Here is a 19,008-nt window from a genome sequence, read left to right as displayed (position 1 = left end):
ATGCGCCCGTCCGCAGCGCCCAATATGGTGTATGCCGAAGGCCTGCCCATCGATATGGCGATTGCCATGCAGGCCGCCGAATGGCTGACCACCCTGATGAGCGGGCAGGCCACGCCGTCGGAAAAAATGGCGTGGAGCGACTGGCGGCAATCGCACCCTGACCACGAACGCGCATGGCGGCATATCGAAAAAGTCAGCGGCGGCTTCCAGGGACTCGATGGACCAGCCAGCCGCCAGGCGCTGGCGCGCCGTTCGCGCAATATGAAGACGAGCGCCTTGCCGATTTCCCGGCGCGGCAGTTTGAAAGCGCTGTCGTGGCTGGCCGCCGTTGGCCTGACCGGCTGGCTGGGCGCGCGCTCGCAGCCGGCGCAAACCCTGCTGGCCGATGCAGTCACAAGCACTGGCCAGCGCCGCGATATCACCCTGCCGGACGGCACCCAGCTCACGCTCAACAGCGGCAGCGCCGTCAATATCCGTTATTCCGGCACGCAGCGCCTGCTGCAACTGGTGCAGGGAGAAATATTCATCAGCACGGCCCAGGAAGCTGACCGGCCCTATCGCCCCTTCCTGGTCGACACCGCACATGGCCAGGCGCTGGCGCTGGGCACGCGCTACTCGGTACGCCAGGACGACGAACGCACCAGCGTGGCGGTGGAACAAGGCGCTGTCCGGTTCACGCCGCACCATGGCGGCGACAGTGTCGTGATCCACGCGGGCCAGGCCAGCAGCATGACGGCAGCAAGCGTGGCGCCAGCGCAGGCCGTATCACCCGATGTATGGGGCTGGCGCCGCGGCTTGCTGCTGGCCGACGACATGCCCTTGCGCGACTTCCTGCATGAACTGAGCCGCTACCGCCACGGCTTCCTCGGTTGCGACGACGGCGTGGCCGACCTGCGCATCTCGGGCGTCTTCCCGCTGAACGACCTGGAGACCGTGCTGCTGTCGCTGCCCGATACCTTGCCGGTCCAGCTGCGGCTGCGCACGCGCTACTGGGTGCAGATAGAGGCGCACAAAAAAAATTAAAAAAAAGAGTAGCCGTTTTCGCTTGCCGCGTGACCCATGGTTGAAACGCTCTTCTACGACTTCAACACAAGGTAACCATGTCTGCATCCATTTCTGCTACCCGCCCGCGCACCAGGCCGACGACCATGGCGCGCGCCATACAACTGGTCTTTATCGGCTCCGCGCTGCTCCTCAACGCCAGCGCCCAGGCGCAAGACAACACCAGCACCGTCCAGCAAGCCGTCTATGACTTCCAGGTGCCCGCTGGCGACCTGGCCACCGCACTGCGCCAGGTCGCCAGCCAGTCCAGCGTCATCCTCAGCTTCACGCCCGAGCAAACGCGCGGCAAAACGACAGCAGGCCTGAATGGCCGCCTGGGCGTGCTGGCCGCCCTGAACGGCGTCTTGCGCGGCACCGGCCTGAAGGCCGAGCGCAGCGCCAACGGCAGCTATGTGCTGCGCGCGGCCGATGCAGAAGCGCTGTCCGTCATGCCCGGCGTGACGGTGATGGCGCAGCAGGACGCCACCGAAGGCACGGGGTCGTATATCTCGCCGGTGGCGATCACCACCGCCACGCCGCTGGGCCTGCGCATCCGCGAGACCCCGCAAACGGTCAGCGTCATCACCAGCCAGCGCATGCAGGACCAGGACTTGACGACCATCGGCCAGGTCATGGCGCAAACGCCGGGCATCACCCTGTTTACCCTCGGCAGCGAGCGCGTGGGCTTCAGCTCGCGCGGCTATGCCATCACCAATTACCAGCTCGACGGCGTCAGCACGCACTCGGAAAACCTGGGCCTCAATGCTGTGCCATCGCAAAGCCTGGCCGACATGGCGCTGTACGACCGCATCGAAGTGCTGCGCGGCGCCTCGGGACTGATGACGGGCGCGGGCGATCCGTCGGGCGCCATCAACATGGTGCGCAAGAAGCCGACCGCAGACTTCCAGGCATCGGCCGAAGGCGCGCTGGGCTCGCGCAATGAACGGCGCGGCGCGGTCGATGTATCGGGCGCGCTGAACGAAACGCGCAGCGTGCGCGGCCGCGTCATCGCGGTGGCCGACGACAGCGACAGCATCATCCACGACTACAACCACAACAAGCAAGTGCTGTATGGCGTGCTCGAAGCCGACCTGGCCGCCGGCAGCAAGCTGACGGCGGGCGTCACCTACCAGCGCAACCGCTCGAAAGGTTCGCTGTCCTACCTGGGTTTCCCCCTGTTCTACAGCAATGGCGAAATGACCGACCTGCCACGCTCGTTCAGCCCGGCCGCGCCATCGAACCGCTTCAACAGCAACTCGACCGAAGTGTTCGCCACCCTGGACCAGGCGCTGTTTGGTGACTGGAAGCTGAAAGTCTCGGCCACGCATTTGCAATCATCGCAGCAGGAGCGTTCCGTGTTCATGGGAGTCAGTGCCGGCTTTCCCGACAAGGCCAGCGGCGACGGACTGGACCTGGAAGCGAACTATCGCGACTATGACCTGCGCGTGAGCAGCGTGGACGTCAACGTGCGCGGCCCCTTCACGCTGTTCGGCCAGCAGCACGAACTGGTGGTCGGCGCCGACTACAGCCAGTTCAACAGCACCACCGATGGCCGTTTTGACTGGAATATCCAGGGCACTCCCGTCAATCTGTATCAACCGGTGGGCAGCAAGATGCCCGTCTACGGCAACACCTATGTCACTTATGACAGCACGCGCCGCCAGTCCAGCCTCTATGCGGCCAGCCGCTTTACCCTGGCCGAGCCATTGAAGCTGATCGTGGGCGCAAAAGTGATGCGCTATGACGAAAACTATATCTCGGACGCGCCCGCAGTCAACTTCTATGGCCAGTCGCACGCAAACGAGAGCCGCGTGTTTACACCGTACGCGGGCCTGCTCTACAACTTGACCGCGCAGCATAATCTGTACGCCAGCTATTCCACCATCTACCAGCCGCAATCTGCACAAGACCGTTATGGCAAGCTGCTGCCGCCCCGTTCGGGCAAGAACTATGAAGCAGGTCTCAAGAGCGCCTGGCTCGATGACCGCCTGAACACCACCGTCGCGCTGTACCAGATCCGCCAGAGCAACCTGGCCGACTCCGATCCCGGCTACACCCTGCCTGGCTCGGACCTGCCCGCCTACCGCGTGATCAAGGGCGCAAAAACACAGGGCCTGGATGTGGAAGCGTCGGGCGCTGTCACGCCGGCCTGGAACGTGTCGGCCGCCTGGTCGTACAGCCAGACGGAAAACAATGATGGCAAGGCGATCCAGACCACCTTCCCGCGCCACCTGGTGAAACTGTGGACCACCTACCGCCTGCCGGGCGAGCTGCACCGCCTGACGGTGGGCGGCGGCGTGAACTGGCAAAGCCGCGTGTATTCCGATATCGATGCGTGGCAAATCGACCGCACCCTGCATTGGGAGCAGAAGGCCTATTCGGTGGCCAGCCTGATGGCGCGCTACGACATCAGCGACAAGCTGTCGGCCACGCTCAACGTCAGCAACCTGTTCGACAAGAAGTACACGGCGTCCGTGTCGGACTGGTGGTACTCGGGCATGTATGGCCCGGCACGCAAGGCGGCGCTGACCGTCAAGTATCAGTTCTGACGGTAGCCCGGGATCAGGCGGGGGGCTGCCTTAGGTATTTGGCATGAGTTCACATCAAGGGAGGCTGGTGATACACTTCCGCCAAACGGGCGGCGTGCCGTCCGCGCCGATAGAGACACCCAAGGAGAATGTGTGAAGGACCTCGCCCCCGCCCTGCCAGCCGATACGGCCGATCAACCAGCCAACCCCTCGCGCCGGCGCATTTTCCAGGCTGCTTCCGCAGTCGGCCTGGCCGCCAGCCTGCCGGCGCTGGCCGACGCCGCGCCCGCCAAGAAAACCGTGGTCAAGGGCTCGCTCGATGAAAAGCTGAAAGCCCACGTCAAGAACGTGGTGGTGATCTACCTGGAAAACCGCAGCTTCAATAATCTGTTCGCCAACTTCCCCGGTACCAGCGCACCGCTGTCGGCCGTCACGGCAGAACAGGCGCAGCAGCTGGACCGCGACGGCACGCCGCTGGCCACCTTGCCGAAAATCTGGGGCGGCCTGGTGCCCGACCAGCAAAATATCGGCGGCATCGATTACCTGATCAAGGAAGACCAGATCCAGGGCTTGCCGAACGCCCCCTACAAATTGAGCGATGCTGCCGGCAAGCCCCTGCCAGAGAGCATCATCACGCGCGACCTGGTGCACCGTTTCTACAACAACCAGATGCAGATCAACGGCGGCAAGAACAACCAGTTCGCCGCCTGGGCCGACAGCGGCGGCCTGGTCATGGGCCACTACGGCGAAACGTCGAAAAACCTGAACATGTGGCAGATCGCCGAACAGTACACCCTGTGCGACAACTTCTTCATGGCGGCCTTCGGCGGCTCGTACATGAACCACCAGTTCCTCGTCACGGGCCGGCCGAACGAATACTTTAACGCGCATGAGACGGCGGCCAAGAAAAAACTCTCGGTGCTGTCCGACGGCCCGCAAGGCGTGCGCCTGGCGATCGCCGAAAACTCGCCGAAATCGGCGCTGGAAGGCAAGCCGAAATACGTCAACGACGGCGCCCTGACGCCGGACGGCTATGCCGTCAATACCATGGCCCCGCCCTACCAGCCCAGCTATGTCCGCCCGGCCTACGATGGCGACCCGCTGCACGCCGACCCGGCCGATGGCAATACCCTGCCGCCGCAAACCTATGACACCATCGGCGACCTGCTGTCGCGCAAAGGCGTCAGCTGGGCGTGGTACGGCGGCGGCTGGCAAGCAGCGCTCGACCACAAGGGCGGCGGCAACAAGCCGAACTTCCAGTTCCACCACCAGCCGCTGAACTACTTCAAGCAGTTTGCGCCCGGCACCGCAGCGCGCGCGGAACACCTGCGCGATGGCGGCACCGGCGACAGCCCGATCTCGAACAAATTCCTCGCCGCTGCCGTCGCGGGCAAGCTGCCGGCCGTGACCTTCTACAAGCCGCAGGGTAACCTGAACCTGCATGCCGGCTACTCGGACATCGAGTCGGGCGACCAGCACGTGGCCAATATCATCCAGCACCTGAAGGAATCGCCGCAGTGGAAAGACATGATCATCGTGATCACCTTCGATGAAAACGGTGGCTGGTGGGATCACGTGGCGCCGCCAAAAGGTGATCGCTGGGGCCCGGGCACGCGCATCCCCGCTATCGTCGTTTCGCCGTATGCGAAAAAAGGCGCGGTCGACCACAGCTTCTACGACACGACATCGATCCTGCGCCTGATCACGCGCCTGCACGACTTGCCGCTGCTGGAAGGCCTGAAAGTGCGCAACGAAGCGTTCGCGGCGCGCGGCGCACTGCCGCCTGGCGACCTGACCGGCGCACTGAGCTTCCGTTAAGTCAGGCGTTTAGCTTCCCACAATGCGGCACGCCTGTGATACACTGCGTGCCGCACTTTAATCCGCAGGTCGCTTTTCCTGCCGATGACATTCACAATGAGCCCGACTCCAGTAGCCGGGCTTTTGTTTTGTGGACCAGAATTGCAGCATATTCACCAGTACATAGCGGACAGATTTCTGCCCGCTCCCCGGTCGACACCAGCCGGGGACCAGAGGTCAGAAATGAGAGATAAAAAAGACAACGCCACCATCGACTTGCCCGGTTTCGGCCCGCCGCCACCGGCGCCGGTCATGCCTGAGCAAGAACCCGAGCCGAAGCGCCGGGTGCGCACGCGCAAGGTGGCGCTGAAGCAGGTGCAGCTCGAACTGCTGGAACCGACCGACGCCACCGGCTTGCCCGTCTGGACGCGCGACGCCGGCCTCGATCTGACCGGCCTGCCCATCTGGGCGCCTGAAAAGTAAGCAAATAATATCAGTCCATGCCGGCGGCCGTTTGCCGCCAGCTTCCACACCACCATCCGCACAAGGGCGTAGAACGCCTGTAGACTGTGCCCATCCACTCGACCGGACCCGCGCTCTTATGACCAACACCACCGCTTTTTCCAGCCTGCCGCTGACACCTGCCTTCTTGGCCAACCTGGATTCGCTCGGCTACCACGAGATGACCACCATCCAGGCGCAAAGCCTGCCGGCGGTGCTCGATGGCCGCGACCTGATCGCGCAAGCCAAGACCGGCAGCGGCAAGACGGCTGCCTTCGGCATCGGCATCCTGCACAAGCTCAATCCGGCCTGGTTTGCCGTGCAGGGCCTGGTGCTGTGCCCGACGCGCGAACTGGCCGACCAGGTGGCCAATGAGTTGCGCCGCCTGGCGCGCGCGGCCGGCAATATCAAGATCCTGACCCTCACGGGCGGCGCGCCGATGCGTCCGCAAATCGCGTCGCTGGAACACGGCGCGCACATCGTGGTCGGCACGCCAGGCCGTCTGCGCGACCATATCGGCCGTGGCACGATTAACCTGAACCACGTGCAGACGCTGGTGCTCGATGAAGCGGACCGCATGACGGACATGGGCTTTTACGAGGAAATCGCCGGCATCGTAAGCGCCTGCCCGGCGCGCCGCCAGACCCTGCTGTTTTCGGCCACCTACCCGGAAGACATCCGCCGCGCCACCGCGTCCTTCCTGGTCAACCCGCTGGAAGTGACGGTCGAAGCGCAGCACGACAATGAAAAGATCGAGCAGCGTTTCTATGAAATCGGCTTCGACGAGCGCAATGCCGCCGTCGGCAAGCTGCTGAAACACTTCAAGCCGGAATCGACGCTGGCCTTCTGCAATACCAAGGTGCACTGCCGCGAACTGGCCGAGGAATTGCGCCAGCAAGGCTTTTCCGCGCTGGCCCTGTACGGCGAGCTGGAACAGCGCGAGCGCGATGAAATCCTGGTGCTGTTCGCCAACCGCAGCTGCTCCGTGCTGGTGGCCACCGACGTGGCCGCGCGCGGCCTCGATATCTCGGACCTGGGCGCCGTGATCAACGTCGACGTCTCGAAAGACACGGAAGTGCATATCCACCGCATCGGCCGCACTGGCCGTGGCAGCAAGAAGGGCCTGGCCCTGTCGCTGTGCGCACCGAACGAGAAAAAATGGGTCAAGCTGATCGAGCAATACCAGAACAGCGCCGTGGAATGGCACGACCTCAAGGAAATCGCCGAAGACGACGGCGCCGCCGCCTTGCCGGCGCCGATGCTGACCCTGTGCATCATGGGCGGCAAAAAGGACAAGCTGCGTCCCGGCGACCTGCTGGGCGCGCTGACAGGCGACGCCGGCCTGACCAAGGACCAGGTGGGCAAGATCAACGTGTTCGAATTCATGACCTACGTGGCCATCGACCGCACGGTGGCCGACGCCGCCTTCCGCCGCCTGAACAAGGGCAACCCGCTGGGCCGCGACTTTGGCAATATCAAGGGCCGCAGCTTCAAGATGCGGTTTATCGAGGCTTAAGCACAACCCAAAAGCAAGAGCTGGGGTCAGGCCCCGCGGCAGGTAGCGCGATGAATATCAGCGCTACATGCTGGAGGGGAACTGACCCTGGATTTACGATATGGGACGCGCTTGCTGCCCCTGCGGCGTATCCTCGATTTCGTAACCCGCCTCGCGCGCCTGCGCACGCAAGCCATCCGCATCGGACCAGCGGCGCTGCGCACGGGCAATCGCCCGCTCTTCCATCCAGGCCAGCACTTGCTGCGGCACTGCCACGGCTAGTGGCTGCCAATTCAGCAAATCCAGCCCCAGCGCCGTATCAAAGCGCAGCATGGTGGCCTTTTTTACGCCGTCGGGCAGCGCGCTTTTCAGCAGTTCCCAGGCCACGGCCAGCGCGCGCGGGAAATTCAGGTCGTCATTGATCTGCGCTGCAAACCTGGCCAGCCAGGCCGCGTCGGGCTCATCGCCTGCCTCGCCCAATCCATGCACGCTGGCGCGCAGGCGCGCCAGACCGCTGGCCGCCGCCAGCAAGGCCTGGTCGCTGAAATTGAGGCTGCTGCGGTAGTGGGCGCCCAGGCACAGGTAGCGGTAAGCCAGCGGATCGACGCCCTGCCCGACCAGGCTTTGCAGGCGCAGGAAGTCGCCCGACGATTTCGACATCTTCGCGTCCTGCGTTTTCAGGAAAGCCCCGTGCAGCCAGAAGTTGGCCAGCCGCGTGCCGTGGCGCGCCTCCGTTTGCGCGATCTCGTTGCTGTGGTGGACGGCCACGTGGTCTTCGCCGCCGCAATGGATATCGAAATACGCACCCAGATGCTTTTCCGCCATGGCCGAGCATTCGATATGCCAGCCGGGAAAACCCAGGCCCCAGGGGCTGTCCCACTCCATTTGCCGCTGGCCCGGCAGGCCGCTGAACTTCCATAGCGCGAAGTCGCAGATGTCGCGCTTGTCGCCCAGGTCCACCCGTTTTCCCGCCTGCAGGCCGTCGCGGTTCAGGCGCGCCAGCCGGCCGTAACTGTCCTGGCGGGTGGTGTCGAAATAGATGCCGTCTGCCGTGCGGTAGGTATAGCCCTTGCCCTCCAGGTCGCGGATAAAGGCGATCTGTTCCGCGATATGGCCGGTGGCGCGGCACCAGACGGTGGGCGGCAGGATATTGAGCTGGCGCAGATCGCTTTCAAAGGCTGCAGTGAATTCGGCGGCGATGTCCCAGGCCGACTTGCCGCTGCGGGCGCTCTTTGCTTCGACCTTGTCGTCGCCGCTGTCCGCATCGGACGTCAGGTGGCCCACGTCCGTGATATTCATCACGTGGCGCACCTGCAAGCCATTAAATTCGAGCACGCGGCGCAAGCCATCGACAAACAAGTAGGTGCGCAGGTTGCCGATGTGGGCGTAATCGTAGACGGTGGGGCCGCAGGCATACAGGCCCGCCATTCCGGCTTGTATCGGCTCAAACGGACGCAGGCTGCGCTCATACGTATCGTACAGATGAAGGGTCATGCGGGCCTTTCAGGGTGATCAGAGAAAAACGATGCGGCAAAAGAAAATGGCCACAGGTTTTTCAACACTGTGGCCATCGAAATGAGGAAAAAAACTTAGCAGCGCGCGGCCGCATCCTCACAGGGCCAGGCGCACGGACACAACGCTGCAGAAGCGCCGGAAGCAGTGACTGGATGGAGGATATCGATAAGCATGATTAACTATCGCATGCGCGCCAACGGGCCGTCAAGCCCATTGGCGCGGTTTGATTACTTCTTCGTTTGCTCGATATGCGGCAGCAGCACCGTCAAAATACCCAGCAGCGGCAGATAGGAGCACAGTTTGTACACATAGCCGATGCCGGAGATGTCGGCCAGGTGGCCGATGGCGGCGGCGGCGATGCCGGACACGCCAAACATCAGGCCAAAGAAGATCCCGGCGATCATGCCCACCTTGCCCGGCACCAGTTCCTGGGCGAAGACGACGATGGCGGAAAACGCGGACGAGATCACGAAGCCGATGATCACCGTCAGCACGGCCGTCCAGAACAGGTCCACATACGGCAGCAGCAAGGTAAAGGGCGCCGCGCCCAGGATCGAGATCCAGATCACGCGCTTGCGGCCGATGCGGTCGCCGATCGGGCCACCCATGAAGGTGCCGGCCGCCACGGAGGCGAGGAACAGGAACAGGTACATTTGCGCCGCACCGATCGACAGGTGGAATTTATCGATCAGGTAAAAGGTGTAGTAGCTCGACAGGCTGGACATGTAGATGTACTTGGAAAACACCAGCAAGGCCAGCACGCCCAGTGCACCCAGCACTTTGTTGCGCGACAAATTCGGGCCGCCGTGGCCGCCCGCTTTCGGCTTGAAATTGGCCAGGTGGCTGCTATACCAGCGGCTGACGCTGTACAGTACGCCGATCGCCAGCAAGGTCATCAGGCTGAACCAGGCGATGTTGCCCTGTCCACGGCCGACGATGACGGCGGCCGCCAGCAGCGGCCCCAGCGCCGAGCCCACGTTGCCGCCCACCTGGAATAGCGACTGGGCAAAGCCGTAGCGGCCGCCCGAGGCCATGCGCGCCACGCGCGAGGCTTCCGGGTGGAAGGTCGAGGAGCCCACGCCGATCAGGCCCGATGCAATCAGGAGCGTGGAAAAGCTCGACACCACAGCCAGCATCAGCACGCCGGCCAGGGTAAAGCACATGCCTATCGGCAGCAGGAAGGGCAAGGGACGGCGGTCCGTGTACAGGCCGATCCACGGTTGCAGCAGCGAGGCCGTGCACTGGAAGGTGAGCGTGATCAGGCCGACCTGGGTAAAGCTCAGGGCAAACTCGGCTTTCAGCATCGGATAAATCGATGGCAGCATGGCTTGCACCAGGTCATTGAGCATATGCACGAAGGCAACAGCGCCCAGGATGTGCATGGCCAGGCCGGACTGGTGCTGCGAAGTGGAAATCGGCTTGGACGGCGCCATGGGCGCGGTCAGGCTATCGGGAGTGGAGGTGATCATCTTGGTTGTATCCGCAGAAATCGGGCCACACAACTGGCCCGGCAAGATAAGCAGTATAGTATGGGCGTTGAATTGATAACTTCCAATAATCGTCGCCCAAGTGACAACTTCGCCGCCCGCTCATGAACACGATCGCCCCCACCCTGTTCGGTACTGATGGCATGCCCTTCAGCCGCAGCACCAATTCGCAGGATTACCAGCACCTGCCGCGCCCCGTGGCGGCGATGTCCAAGCAATATGCGGCAGGCGCCCACACGCCCATGCATAGCCACGTGCGGGCGCAATTGCTGTATGCCACCCAGGGCGTGATGCGTGTCGCTACCGAGCACGGCGTGTGGATCCTGCCGCCGCGGCGCGCCCTGCTGATGCCCGTGGGCATGCCGCATGAGTTGCATACGCTCAACGACCTGAGCATGCGCACCCTGTATATCGAGGCGCAGGCGGCGGCCGCGTTCGGCCCCGATTGCAAGGTACTGGAAGTGAGCACCCTGCTGCGCGAGCTGATCCTGGCGCTGCTGACCGAGCCGCTGGAATATGAACTTGGCGGACGCGGCGACTGGCTGGCGCACCTGATCCTGTCGGAACTGGCGTCAGCCGAAACCGTGCCGATCTCGATACCCTGGCCGCGCGACCGGCGCCTGCTGGCCGTCTGCTCGGCCATCATGGCGGCGCCCGGCAACCGGCGCAGCATCGAAGAACTGGCCCACGATGCAGGCGCCAGCGCGCGCACCCTGATCCGCTTATTCCCCCGGGAAACCGGCATGCACTACCGGCAATGGCTGCAGCAAGTGCACCTGGCCGACGCCTTTTGCCGCCTGAACCGTGGCGAAAGCGTGGGCGCCATCGCCAGCGCGCTGGGCTACGCCAGCCCCAGCGCCTTCAGCGCCATGTTTCGCCGCATCCTGGGGCGCACGCCGCAGCATTATCTGAGCGAGTGGCGTTTATAAGACTGCAATATGTTATAAAATAATCCAGCACATGCTGCACCAGGCATGTTTGGCGGTGACGTATTCCCCGCTCCCGACACAACAGTGTGAAGGATCGCAGCATGAGACAAGCCACGCAAGCACCGCAGGATACGGCTCAGCTAACATCACCGCGCCGCCAGGCCCGCGATGCGGGTGCGCCCTTTGCCGATCTGCGCGCCTCCACGCTCGCCCTGCACAAGCTCGCGCAATTGATGGCGGACAGCCCGATAGTGACTCAACAAAAGAGACACGGCGCCATGATGTCCGGCCCGCCGGCACAAGCGCAGGCCGCTCCCGCTCCGGGCGCCAACCGCACGGGCTTGCCCGATCGCCTGAAAAGTGGCATCGAAAATCTGTCCGGCATGGCGCTGGACGATGTCCGCGTCCATTACAACTCCAGCAGGCCGGCGCAGCTGCAAGCCCTGGCTTACGCCCAAGGCAACGAGATTCACGTGGCGCCGGGGCAGGAATCCCACTTGCCGCATGAGGCCTGGCATGTCGTTCAACAAAAGCAGGGCCGCGTGCATGCCACGGCACAGGCGAAAGGCGTGCCGCTGAACGACGAGCAGCACCTGGAGCACGAAGCCGACATCATGGGACAGCGCGCACTCACTGCACACGGCGCTCCGGTACAAGCCGTATTGCAGCCGACAAGCGGCGCGCATCGCGTTCAGCGCAAGAGAGCCCAACCGGATGGGGCCACTTATGTGGACATGACGAGCGAAGATGTCTGGCTATCGGATATCTTGACCCGAAAAGGGCATTTGTTCAGCAAGACACTGCCGCAGGCTGCTGACCGCGCCACGCTGCTGCAGCAGCTGAGCAAGGAAGGCGAAACGGTTGGCCATAGCCACACTGCAGTAGAGTGGAACAAAAAGACGTCGGATTATGACAAATCTACCGTGGCTGCGACCGACCCATTCCGCATCCGCCTGGGTGGCACTTACAACGCTGCGCCCGACCCGGCGACGCTGGAACTCGATTATCATTTCGGCGGCTTTAACATGGGCTACGTCGTCAAGGTCCGCGATCATGGCGCCGCTGCCGCGATGGAAAATCGTGGCCACCGCAGCGGCCAGATCGGCACGCAGGCAGGCGTCTCGCCCAGCTACAGCAACCGGCACCACGCGCTGGCCGACGCCAGACTGATGACCAGCTCCAGCACCCTGGGCGCCACCGTGCTTTCCAGCGAACAGGCCTTCGACTCGACCACCAAGCTGGCCGGCGAAGGCGCGCGTTTCAGGTGCGTCCTGCAGCATCAGGGAGCGCTTGCCGACAGCAGCAAGTTTTTCATCCGCCTCGAGGACGCCAAAGTTGTGTGGGTAACATTCGACACCTTGTGGCTAACCTGGTCTGCCACTTTCAACAAGACTTTCGGCATTACCGATAAGCAAGTTAGCGCCAAGCTGGAAAGCAATGCGCTGCGCAAGATCGGCGTAGGCGGCGTAGGCGTCGAGGCAGTGCCCAGGGGCGCAGGATCCGCGACCAACCTCACCACAGGGCGCGATTACAACCTGACAACCGGGGCGCCAGCCGTGGCGGAAGACTGCAAGGACCTTATCACGCTGCGGGTGATTGACAAACATTCCAAGAATCCCAACAAAACCCATAAACTGGCGATCCAGTCCAAGCTCGATACCGCCCTCAATACCATCGCCGAGGTCAAGAGCTATGCCACCGTTGGCAGCAATGGCAGGAGCTGGAATGTGAAGGTATGGAGCGAGGGCGGCAAAGACGCATTGCAGGCCGCCTTCGATAACCCGGACCTGGGGCTTGGCGAGCTCGTCATCGAGTAAGCCCGAGGCCCGTACGCGACGGGCACCCTAGGTGCCGGCTTTGTGCTGTTCGACGCCAATCAAACGATACGCGAGTGCGCCCAGCAAGGCGCCAATAATGGGCGCCAGCCAGAATAACCACAGCTGGCTGGTGGCCCAGTCGCCCACGTACAAGGCCACGCCCGTGCTGCGGGCCGGGTTGACGGAAGTATTCGTCACGGGAATGCTGATCAGATGGATCAGGGTCAGCGCCAGGCCGATCGACAAGGGAGCGAAACCGGCCGGGGCGCGCTTGTCGGTGGCGCCCAGGATGACGATCAGGAAGAACATGGTCAGCACGATTTCAATCACCAGCGCCGACAGCATCGAGTAGCCTCCCGGCGAATGGGCGCCGTAGCCGTTCGAGGCGAAACCCTTGCTGACATCGAAACCGGCCTGGCCGCTGGCCACCACGTACAGCACGCCGCCGGCCACGATGGCGCCCAGCACCTGGGCCACGATATAGGGCAATAGTTGTTTGGCGGGAAAGCGGCCGCCCGCCCATAAGCCGATCGACACGGCGGGATTCAAATGGCAGCCCGAGATATGGCCGATGGCATACGCCATGGTCAGCACCGTCAAGCCAAACGCCAGCGCCACGCCGGCAAAACCGATGCCCAGGCCGGGAAACGCGGCGGCCAGCACCGCGCTGCCACAGCCGCCCAGCACCAGCCAAAAGGTTCCCAGAAATTCAGCCCCGTATTGTTTCATCATGATTTCCTTCCAAGGTGGACGAGAAGACGTACTGCGGCAACGCCGCTGAGCCGCCCCGCCTCCGGCCTGACGCCGGAACAGGAAAGCCGCCAGCGGCAGGAAAACGCAGCTGGCGGATAATGACATGAGGAGATTATTAATACAACATCATTTTATGCAACTATGATAATAGTCACTCTGGAAAAATAGAAATAATTTCTCAACAAAAATAGATGCGATGTTGACTATTTCTTTGTGGCCATTTTCCATGCATGGCCGGGCCGCCGATTCAAGGCGAGCAGCGGATGCCCACCACCCCATTGACCTTGCCTTCCGGCCAATCTGCTTCGCGCCAGCGGTAGACGCCCGGCGCGACGATGACCAATTGCCATTCGACCAGTTTGCCGCTGGGATCGCGGCGGGTTTCATTGTCATAGCGTATGGTCAGGCTATGCTCCGTTTCCCCCAGCACCGTCGCGGCAAAGCGGTTGGTCGTGCCCAAGCTGCTTTTCCAGGTGCGGTCGTTGAAGATGGCCAGGCGCTGGCGGTCATCCGATAACTGCATGCGCGAAAAATGCCGCGCCTCTTCACAAACGCTGCTGGTATTGACGCTTTCGGACCAACTGCCGGAGAGCTGCGCGGCATCGAAAGGGATAGGGGCGGCATTCACGGCCGCACTTAACAGCAAGGTAGCGAGCATAGGTATCGGACTTGGCTAGAGGAAAAGAAAAATACCGGCATCAGCGCAGCGCCACGGTAATGCTCGATGGCAGGGATGGCGTGCGCCGGTGCATGGTTGCCTGCTCATATGCATACGCGATGGCAAGCAGGCGCGCTTCACCGTGTCTGGGGCCGATGAAGGACAGCCCCACCGGCACGCCACCGGCCGCGCCAGCAGGCACAGTGATATGCGGCAACCCTGGCAGCAGGCGCGGCATATCTTCGCATGTGGGCGCGACCAGCGCAGCCCATCCTTGCGACTGCAGCAGTTGTTCGGCCGCGCCATCACTGGCTGCGGGGAGCGGCGGCGAATCGGGCAACTCGGCGCCCAATGCACGCAGAGCCAGCAAGGCGTGCTCCATCGCGGCGTCGGTCTCGGCACAGCGGCCAAGCAGACTGCGCACGACACCGATGCGGCAAGACGGCAAAGCGGCCGCTTGCAAGCAAAAGCTGGTCTCGCCAGAAATGGCTTCCAGCAACCATGCCGCCTCGCGCACGCTCGAAGCGACAGGCCCGTTGGCCAGTCCCGTCGGCTTGATGGCCACCAGGCCGCACGCCGACGCCGGCACCACGATGGAGTCCTCTGTTTCACTGCCGACAGCCAATATCGTCAAGCCAGCCCAGCTGGCAGTCGCTTGCGGCACGCTGACGGCGGCCCACTGGCGCAGATTGCTCTTGCCGATGATGACGGCGCCGGCAGCGCGCAGCCGGGCCACGATAAAGGCGTCGCAACTGGCGTACAAGGCCGTCCCCTGTACATCGGTTGTCATGCGGTCGGCGGTCGCGATATCGTCGCGCAACACGACGGGAATCCCGTGCAAGGGCCCGCGCACCTTGTGCAGGCTGCGCTCGCGGTCCATTTCCAGGGCGATTTTCAATGCGTCAGGATTAATGGCGATGCCCGGATATTGCCGCGCACCCAGGCTGCACAAGGAACGGATGCGCGCCAGGTACTGCGAGGTCAGTGCGTGGGAGCTCAGCTTTCCTGCCTGCATCATCTGCTGCTGGGGCAAGACGCCCGCATCGAGCAAATGGGCCATGGGACTGGCAGGCGCCGTGGCGCGCGCCAGCACGGGACGGGAGGTGCGCGTCGGCGAAGCGGACAGCGCAGGCGTGATGCCGCGGGCTGTACCATTTCGAACAAATTGACTGCGCTGCATGCTATCTCCGGAAGTTCAATGTTTTTGGCGCAACAGTGATCAAGCCATAGCATAGCAGCGCTTGCAACATAATTGTTGTTACAAGGAATTATTTTTTAAGCAAAAAAAAAAGGCTCTGTCCTCATTAAATAGGGGAACCTGCCTGCAAAACTGAGGTCTGACTGATCAGACCAGCCAAACAGGGAGATGGCCATGCAACAGGTTCAATGGCAGGCGTTCATCATGCAGTTCGCTATGCTGTCCCGGCGCCAACGCCTGGACAGCGTAGTAATGTTGAGCGGTACGCCGCCCGAGCAAGCGGCTGTCGCGCTGATCGAACGCACGGCCCAGGCGCGGCTATGTTGCCCGGCGTGCCACTCACGGCATCTGCACCGGCACGGCCGCGCCAACGATCTGCAGCGTTATCGCTGTGTTCCTTGCGACAAGACATTCAATGCGCTGACGGGCACGCCCCTGGCGCATCTGCGTCACAAAGCCTTGTGGCTGCAGTATGCCGATTGCCTGCTGAACTCGGATTCAGTGCGCAAGGCTGCACAGCAACTGGGCATCCACCGCAATACCAGCTTTCGCTGGCGCCATCGTTTTTTATCGCTGGCGAAAACCGACCGGCCGCACTGCCTGCATGGCATCACCGAGGCTGATGAGCTGTATCTGCTGGAATCGGAGAAAGGGGCGCGGCATTTGTTGCGTCCGGCACGCCGGCGTGGTGGCCACGCCCGCCAACGCGGCATTTCCAGCGAACAGGTCTGCATCCTGGTGGCGCGCGACCGCACCGGGCAAACCGTCGACTTCGTCACCGGCAAGGGCCAACTGACGAAGAAGCAACTCCTGCATTGCTTGCCGCCCGTGATCGACAAGGATATTTTGCTGGTGACCGATGGTCATGCGGCGTATGCCGCGTTTGCCCGGGAAACGGGCATCAGCCATCAAGCCGTCAACTTGCGGGCAGGCATCCGCGTACGCGGCGCGGTCCACGTGCAGAACGTGAACGCATATCACAGCCGCTTGCGGGGATGGCTGCGCATCTTTCATGGCGTGGCCACGCGTTATCTGCCCAACTACCTGGGCTGGCGCTGGATACTCGATGCCAGGCGCATCCTGTCTGCTGAAACATTATTGAAGGCAACTTTGGGAGAGTTCCCACATCTGACGGTGACATAGCCAAAAAAAACGCTACCCTAAGGTAGCGTTTTTTGTCTTGTCGCCAAATGAAGACAGCAACAGGGGCACATCATCAACAATTAGTTGCGTACTACGCGCTTGTATTCGTTGGTGCGGGTGTCGATTTCGATCACGTCGTCTTGTGCCACGAACAGTGGCACTTGCACGATGTGGCGGTGCGCTTCGATGGCGTTTTCGATTTTGGCTTCTTTCAGGACGTTGCCCGACGTATTGCCCTTGACTGCAGGTTCAGAGTACACCACTTGACGGGCGATGGTGGTAGGCAGTTCGACCGAGATCGCTTTGCCATCATAGAAAACAGCTTCGCATTCCATGCCGTCTTTCAGGTAATGCAGTGCATCGCCCAGGTTTTCTTCTTCGATTTCGTACTGGTTGTATTCGGTGTCCATGAACACGAACAGTGGGTCAGCGAAGTACGAGTAGGTCACTGGCTTTTTGTCCAGAACCACGACGTCGAACTTGTCGTCGCCACGGAAAACGTTTTCCAGTGGGCTGTTCGTCAGAAGATTTTTCATCTTCCATTTGTAGGTGAAGCCCGTGCGGCTCGAACCGTTGACATCAGAACGCAACACGATCATTGGCTTGCTGTCGACCATAATGATGTTGCCAACACGAATTTCTTTTGCGGGTTTCATAGAAGTGTACGTAAAAAGTGGGTTGCATGAAGATCATCTGCCGTCCGGGCGCCAACAGCGCCATGGACTTGCGTTTGATCGGTTAAAAATACGTTAGAAAATAACCGGGCATTTTACCTTATTTTCTGGCAAGCGCCTATTCTGTCCTGCTTGCCGAGCGTGCAAAGGCCAACAAATTACTTGCCAGATCACCATTCTCCAGCATCTGGACCTGCCAGGCGCTGGCGCGCGCGGCAATTCTCGGCATATCGGCCTGCAATGCGGGCCACAGCCCTGCCCAGCCCGGTTCAAACGACAGCCCGCCATTCCAGTGTTCACTGGCCGCGCCTACGCTATCGATAGTCCCATCGGCATCGACCGCGTAACGCTGCAGGAAAGCGCGCAGCTTGACGTGATGCAGGTTTTCATCCTGCGGATAGATATGCCAGATAAATGGCTTGCCCGCCCATTGCGCGCGCACAAACGAATCTTCGCCGCGCACAAAGTTCACATCGCAAGCCCACAGCAGCCGGTCGTAATCGTCTTGCGGCACGAAAGGCAGCACGCGCAAGGTCAGATTCCCCCGCTTGCGCGACGCTCCTGCAGCGGCATCGTCGCCGATAAAGGCCTGAACGGCATCGAACGCCACGCCTTCCGGCACCAAACAGGTGACGGGCCCGCTACCCTCTTCCCATGCGGCAAGGAGTTCCGCTACCGGTGCGTGCGGGTAGCAGAACAGCGACACTTTGACCGCCGCCATTTCCGCTGGCGTGACACCAAGCTGGCTCAAAAATGCGGACACCGCAGCCGGGCCGCCCTGGAAGGCAGCACGCCGCTGCTCCAGCGCCGCCTCGCGCAGCAAGCCACCCGTCTTGCCTGTAAAACCGGGGAAAAAGAAATGCTTTTGCATCCCGTGGCGCGACGAGGGCAAGGTATGGCAGCCCTCCACCCACTCTTCCGCCGTCAAGCCTTCCAGGTTCAGCCAGACGGGATGCGGCGCGCACTGGGCCATGGCAGCAATATAGCCGGGCGGAATGTCGCAGGCGAAAAACTCGATGACGATATCGGCAATCTCTTCCGGCGCAAACACGCCGTCCTGGTCGCACCAATGGCGCACGGTGACGCCGGCGGCTTGCTGCGATTCCAGCGCCACATCGATCTCCGGGCAAATACGCCGAAAACTGACCAAATCATCGACCCACAGGGTGACAGCGACGCCATGCTCGCGCTGCAACTGCCGCGCCAGACGCCAGCAAATGCCGATATCGCCGTAGTTATCGACGACTTTGCAAAAGATAGCCAGGGATGGCGGATGTTGGACGGATAGCGACATGGGTGAAGTACCAAAGGATAAGCGTTATGAGACGGCAAATAACAAAAAAGCCGCACTGTGACCAGGCGGCTTTTTTGTTGGCTGAATCAGCCGGTCTGGCGTCCCCAAGGGGATTCGAACCCCTGTACTCACCGTGAAAGGGTGATGTCCTAGGCCTCTAGACGATGGGGACAGAAAA

General features: G+C 62.0%; 15 protein-coding genes and 1 tRNA gene. 8 read left to right on the top strand and 8 right to left on the bottom strand.

All coding sequences use genetic code 11. The annotated features are described in order from the left end of the window. The 5 genes from ACL9RI_RS27130 (at window position 1) to dbpA (ending at window position 7,383) form a co-directional block, all read left to right on the top strand. A complete protein-coding gene (locus ACL9RI_RS27130; protein ID WP_422729560.1) occupies window positions 1–1,023 on the top strand; it encodes a FecR domain-containing protein in 1,023 nt (340 codons plus the stop codon). A gap of 77 nt (window positions 1,024–1,100) precedes the next feature. Further along, on the top strand, window positions 1,101–3,590 hold the full coding sequence (locus ACL9RI_RS27125; RefSeq protein ID WP_422729559.1) for a TonB-dependent siderophore receptor: 2,490 nt from the start codon (window positions 1,101–1,103) through the stop codon (window positions 3,588–3,590). A 132-nt stretch (window positions 3,591–3,722) separates the two neighbouring features. Beyond that, window positions 3,723–5,387: an acid phosphatase gene (locus tag ACL9RI_RS27120; protein WP_422729558.1), complete on the top strand. Its 1,665-nt coding sequence runs from the start codon at window positions 3,723–3,725 to the stop codon at window positions 5,385–5,387. Window positions 5,388–5,609: 222 nt separating this feature from the next. After that, a complete protein-coding gene (locus ACL9RI_RS27115) occupies window positions 5,610–5,849 on the top strand; it encodes a hypothetical protein (protein WP_422729557.1) in 240 nt (79 codons plus the stop codon). Between the two features lie 118 nt (window positions 5,850–5,967). Further along, complete coding sequence (dbpA, locus tag ACL9RI_RS27110) at window positions 5,968–7,383, top strand: ATP-dependent RNA helicase DbpA (RefSeq protein WP_422729556.1); 1,416 nt, start codon at window positions 5,968–5,970, stop codon at window positions 7,381–7,383. 93 nt (window positions 7,384–7,476) lie between these two features. Here the strand turns inward: dbpA and cysS are convergent, their stop codons facing one another. After that, window positions 7,477–8,856, bottom strand: coding sequence for a cysteine--tRNA ligase (gene cysS, locus ACL9RI_RS27105; protein WP_422729555.1), 1,380 nt, complete (start codon window positions 8,854–8,856; stop codon window positions 7,477–7,479). 248 nt (window positions 8,857–9,104) lie between these two features. Beyond that, window positions 9,105–10,259, bottom strand: a complete 1,155-nt coding sequence (locus ACL9RI_RS27100; protein WP_422729594.1) for an MFS transporter — start codon at window positions 10,257–10,259, stop codon at window positions 9,105–9,107. Between the two features lie 209 nt (window positions 10,260–10,468). Between ACL9RI_RS27100 and ACL9RI_RS27095 the strand changes: the two genes are divergently transcribed. After that, window positions 10,469–11,293, top strand: coding sequence for an AraC family transcriptional regulator (locus ACL9RI_RS27095; protein ID WP_422729554.1), 825 nt, complete (start codon window positions 10,469–10,471; stop codon window positions 11,291–11,293). A gap of 101 nt (window positions 11,294–11,394) precedes the next feature. After that, the gene (locus ACL9RI_RS27090; RefSeq protein WP_422729553.1) at window positions 11,395–13,110 is read left to right on the top strand and encodes a DUF4157 domain-containing protein; all 1,716 of its coding nucleotides are present in this window, start codon (window positions 11,395–11,397) and stop codon (window positions 13,108–13,110) included. 27 nt (window positions 13,111–13,137) lie between these two features. Here ACL9RI_RS27090 and aqpZ read toward each other — a convergent pair whose 3' ends face one another. From aqpZ to ACL9RI_RS27075, 3 genes are all read right to left on the bottom strand, one after another. Then, entirely contained in the window at window positions 13,138–13,839 is a 702-nt protein-coding gene (gene aqpZ / locus ACL9RI_RS27085) for an aquaporin Z (RefSeq protein WP_422729593.1), read from the bottom strand. 271 nt (window positions 13,840–14,110) lie between these two features. Continuing rightward, entirely contained in the window at window positions 14,111–14,521 is a 411-nt protein-coding gene (locus ACL9RI_RS27080; protein WP_422729552.1) for a hypothetical protein, read from the bottom strand. Window positions 14,522–14,561: 40 nt separating this feature from the next. Then, window positions 14,562–15,701: an amidase family protein gene (locus tag ACL9RI_RS27075; protein WP_422729551.1), complete on the bottom strand. Its 1,140-nt coding sequence runs from the start codon at window positions 15,699–15,701 to the stop codon at window positions 14,562–14,564. A gap of 192 nt (window positions 15,702–15,893) precedes the next feature. Here ACL9RI_RS27075 and ACL9RI_RS27070 point away from each other — a divergent pair, with 192 nt between their 5' ends. Continuing rightward, a complete protein-coding gene (locus tag ACL9RI_RS27070; RefSeq protein WP_422729550.1) occupies window positions 15,894–16,862 on the top strand; it encodes an IS1595 family transposase in 969 nt (322 codons plus the stop codon). Window positions 16,863–16,942: 80 nt separating this feature from the next. Here the strand turns inward: ACL9RI_RS27070 and ACL9RI_RS27065 are convergent, their stop codons facing one another. The 3 genes from ACL9RI_RS27065 to ACL9RI_RS27055 form a co-directional block, all read right to left on the bottom strand. Then, window positions 16,943–17,518 carry an elongation factor P gene (locus tag ACL9RI_RS27065; protein ID WP_183677015.1) on the bottom strand — a complete coding sequence of 192 codons (576 nt, stop codon included), beginning with the start codon at window positions 17,516–17,518 and terminating at the stop codon, window positions 16,943–16,945. Between the two features lie 136 nt (window positions 17,519–17,654). Next, on the bottom strand, window positions 17,655–18,830 hold the full coding sequence (gene earP, locus ACL9RI_RS27060) for an elongation factor P maturation arginine rhamnosyltransferase EarP (protein ID WP_422729549.1): 1,176 nt from the start codon (window positions 18,828–18,830) through the stop codon (window positions 17,655–17,657). 96 nt (window positions 18,831–18,926) lie between these two features. Next, window positions 18,927–19,002, bottom strand: a tRNA-Glu gene (locus ACL9RI_RS27055). Window positions 19,003–19,008: the final 6 nt, after the last annotated feature.

It is taken from the genome of Janthinobacterium sp. Mn2066 (genome assembly GCF_049319705.1).
Lineage (GTDB): Bacteria > Pseudomonadota > Gammaproteobacteria > Burkholderiales > Burkholderiaceae_D > Janthinobacterium.
The sequence above is the reverse complement of the archived record's forward strand: the minus strand, read 5'-3'. Positions and strand labels throughout refer to the sequence as shown.

What these genes read in the sequence shown, in the direction of transcription:
- ACL9RI_RS27130 (WP_422729560.1), top strand. Translation starts at nt 1, where the DNA reads ATGCGCCCGTCCGCAGCGCCCAATATGGTGTATGCCGAAGGCCTGCCC.
- ACL9RI_RS27125 (WP_422729559.1), top strand. Translation starts at nt 1,101, where the DNA reads ATGTCTGCATCCATTTCTGCTACCCGCCCGCGCACCAGGCCGACGACC.
- ACL9RI_RS27115 (WP_422729557.1), top strand. Translation starts at nt 5,610, where the DNA reads ATGAGAGATAAAAAAGACAACGCCACCATCGACTTGCCCGGTTTCGGC.
- dbpA (WP_422729556.1), top strand. Translation starts at nt 5,968, where the DNA reads ATGACCAACACCACCGCTTTTTCCAGCCTGCCGCTGACACCTGCCTTC.
- cysS (WP_422729555.1), bottom strand. Translation starts at nt 8,856, where the DNA reads ATGACCCTTCATCTGTACGATACGTATGAGCGCAGCCTGCGTCCGTTT.
- ACL9RI_RS27100 (WP_422729594.1), bottom strand. Translation starts at nt 10,259, where the DNA reads ATGCACATCCTGGGCGCTGTTGCCTTCGTGCATATGCTCAATGACCTG.
- ACL9RI_RS27095 (WP_422729554.1), top strand. Translation starts at nt 10,469, where the DNA reads ATGAACACGATCGCCCCCACCCTGTTCGGTACTGATGGCATGCCCTTC.
- ACL9RI_RS27090 (WP_422729553.1), top strand. Translation starts at nt 11,395, where the DNA reads ATGAGACAAGCCACGCAAGCACCGCAGGATACGGCTCAGCTAACATCA.
- aqpZ (WP_422729593.1), bottom strand. Translation starts at nt 13,839, where the DNA reads ATGAAACAATACGGGGCTGAATTTCTGGGAACCTTTTGGCTGGTGCTG.
- ACL9RI_RS27080 (WP_422729552.1), bottom strand. Translation starts at nt 14,521, where the DNA reads ATGCTCGCTACCTTGCTGTTAAGTGCGGCCGTGAATGCCGCCCCTATC.
- ACL9RI_RS27075 (WP_422729551.1), bottom strand. Translation starts at nt 15,701, where the DNA reads ATGCAGCGCAGTCAATTTGTTCGAAATGGTACAGCCCGCGGCATCACG.
- ACL9RI_RS27070 (WP_422729550.1), top strand. Translation starts at nt 15,894, where the DNA reads ATGCAACAGGTTCAATGGCAGGCGTTCATCATGCAGTTCGCTATGCTG.
- ACL9RI_RS27065 (WP_183677015.1), bottom strand. Translation starts at nt 17,518, where the DNA reads ATGAAACCCGCAAAAGAAATTCGTGTTGGCAACATCATTATGGTCGAC.
- earP (WP_422729549.1), bottom strand. Translation starts at nt 18,830, where the DNA reads ATGTCGCTATCCGTCCAACATCCGCCATCCCTGGCTATCTTTTGCAAA.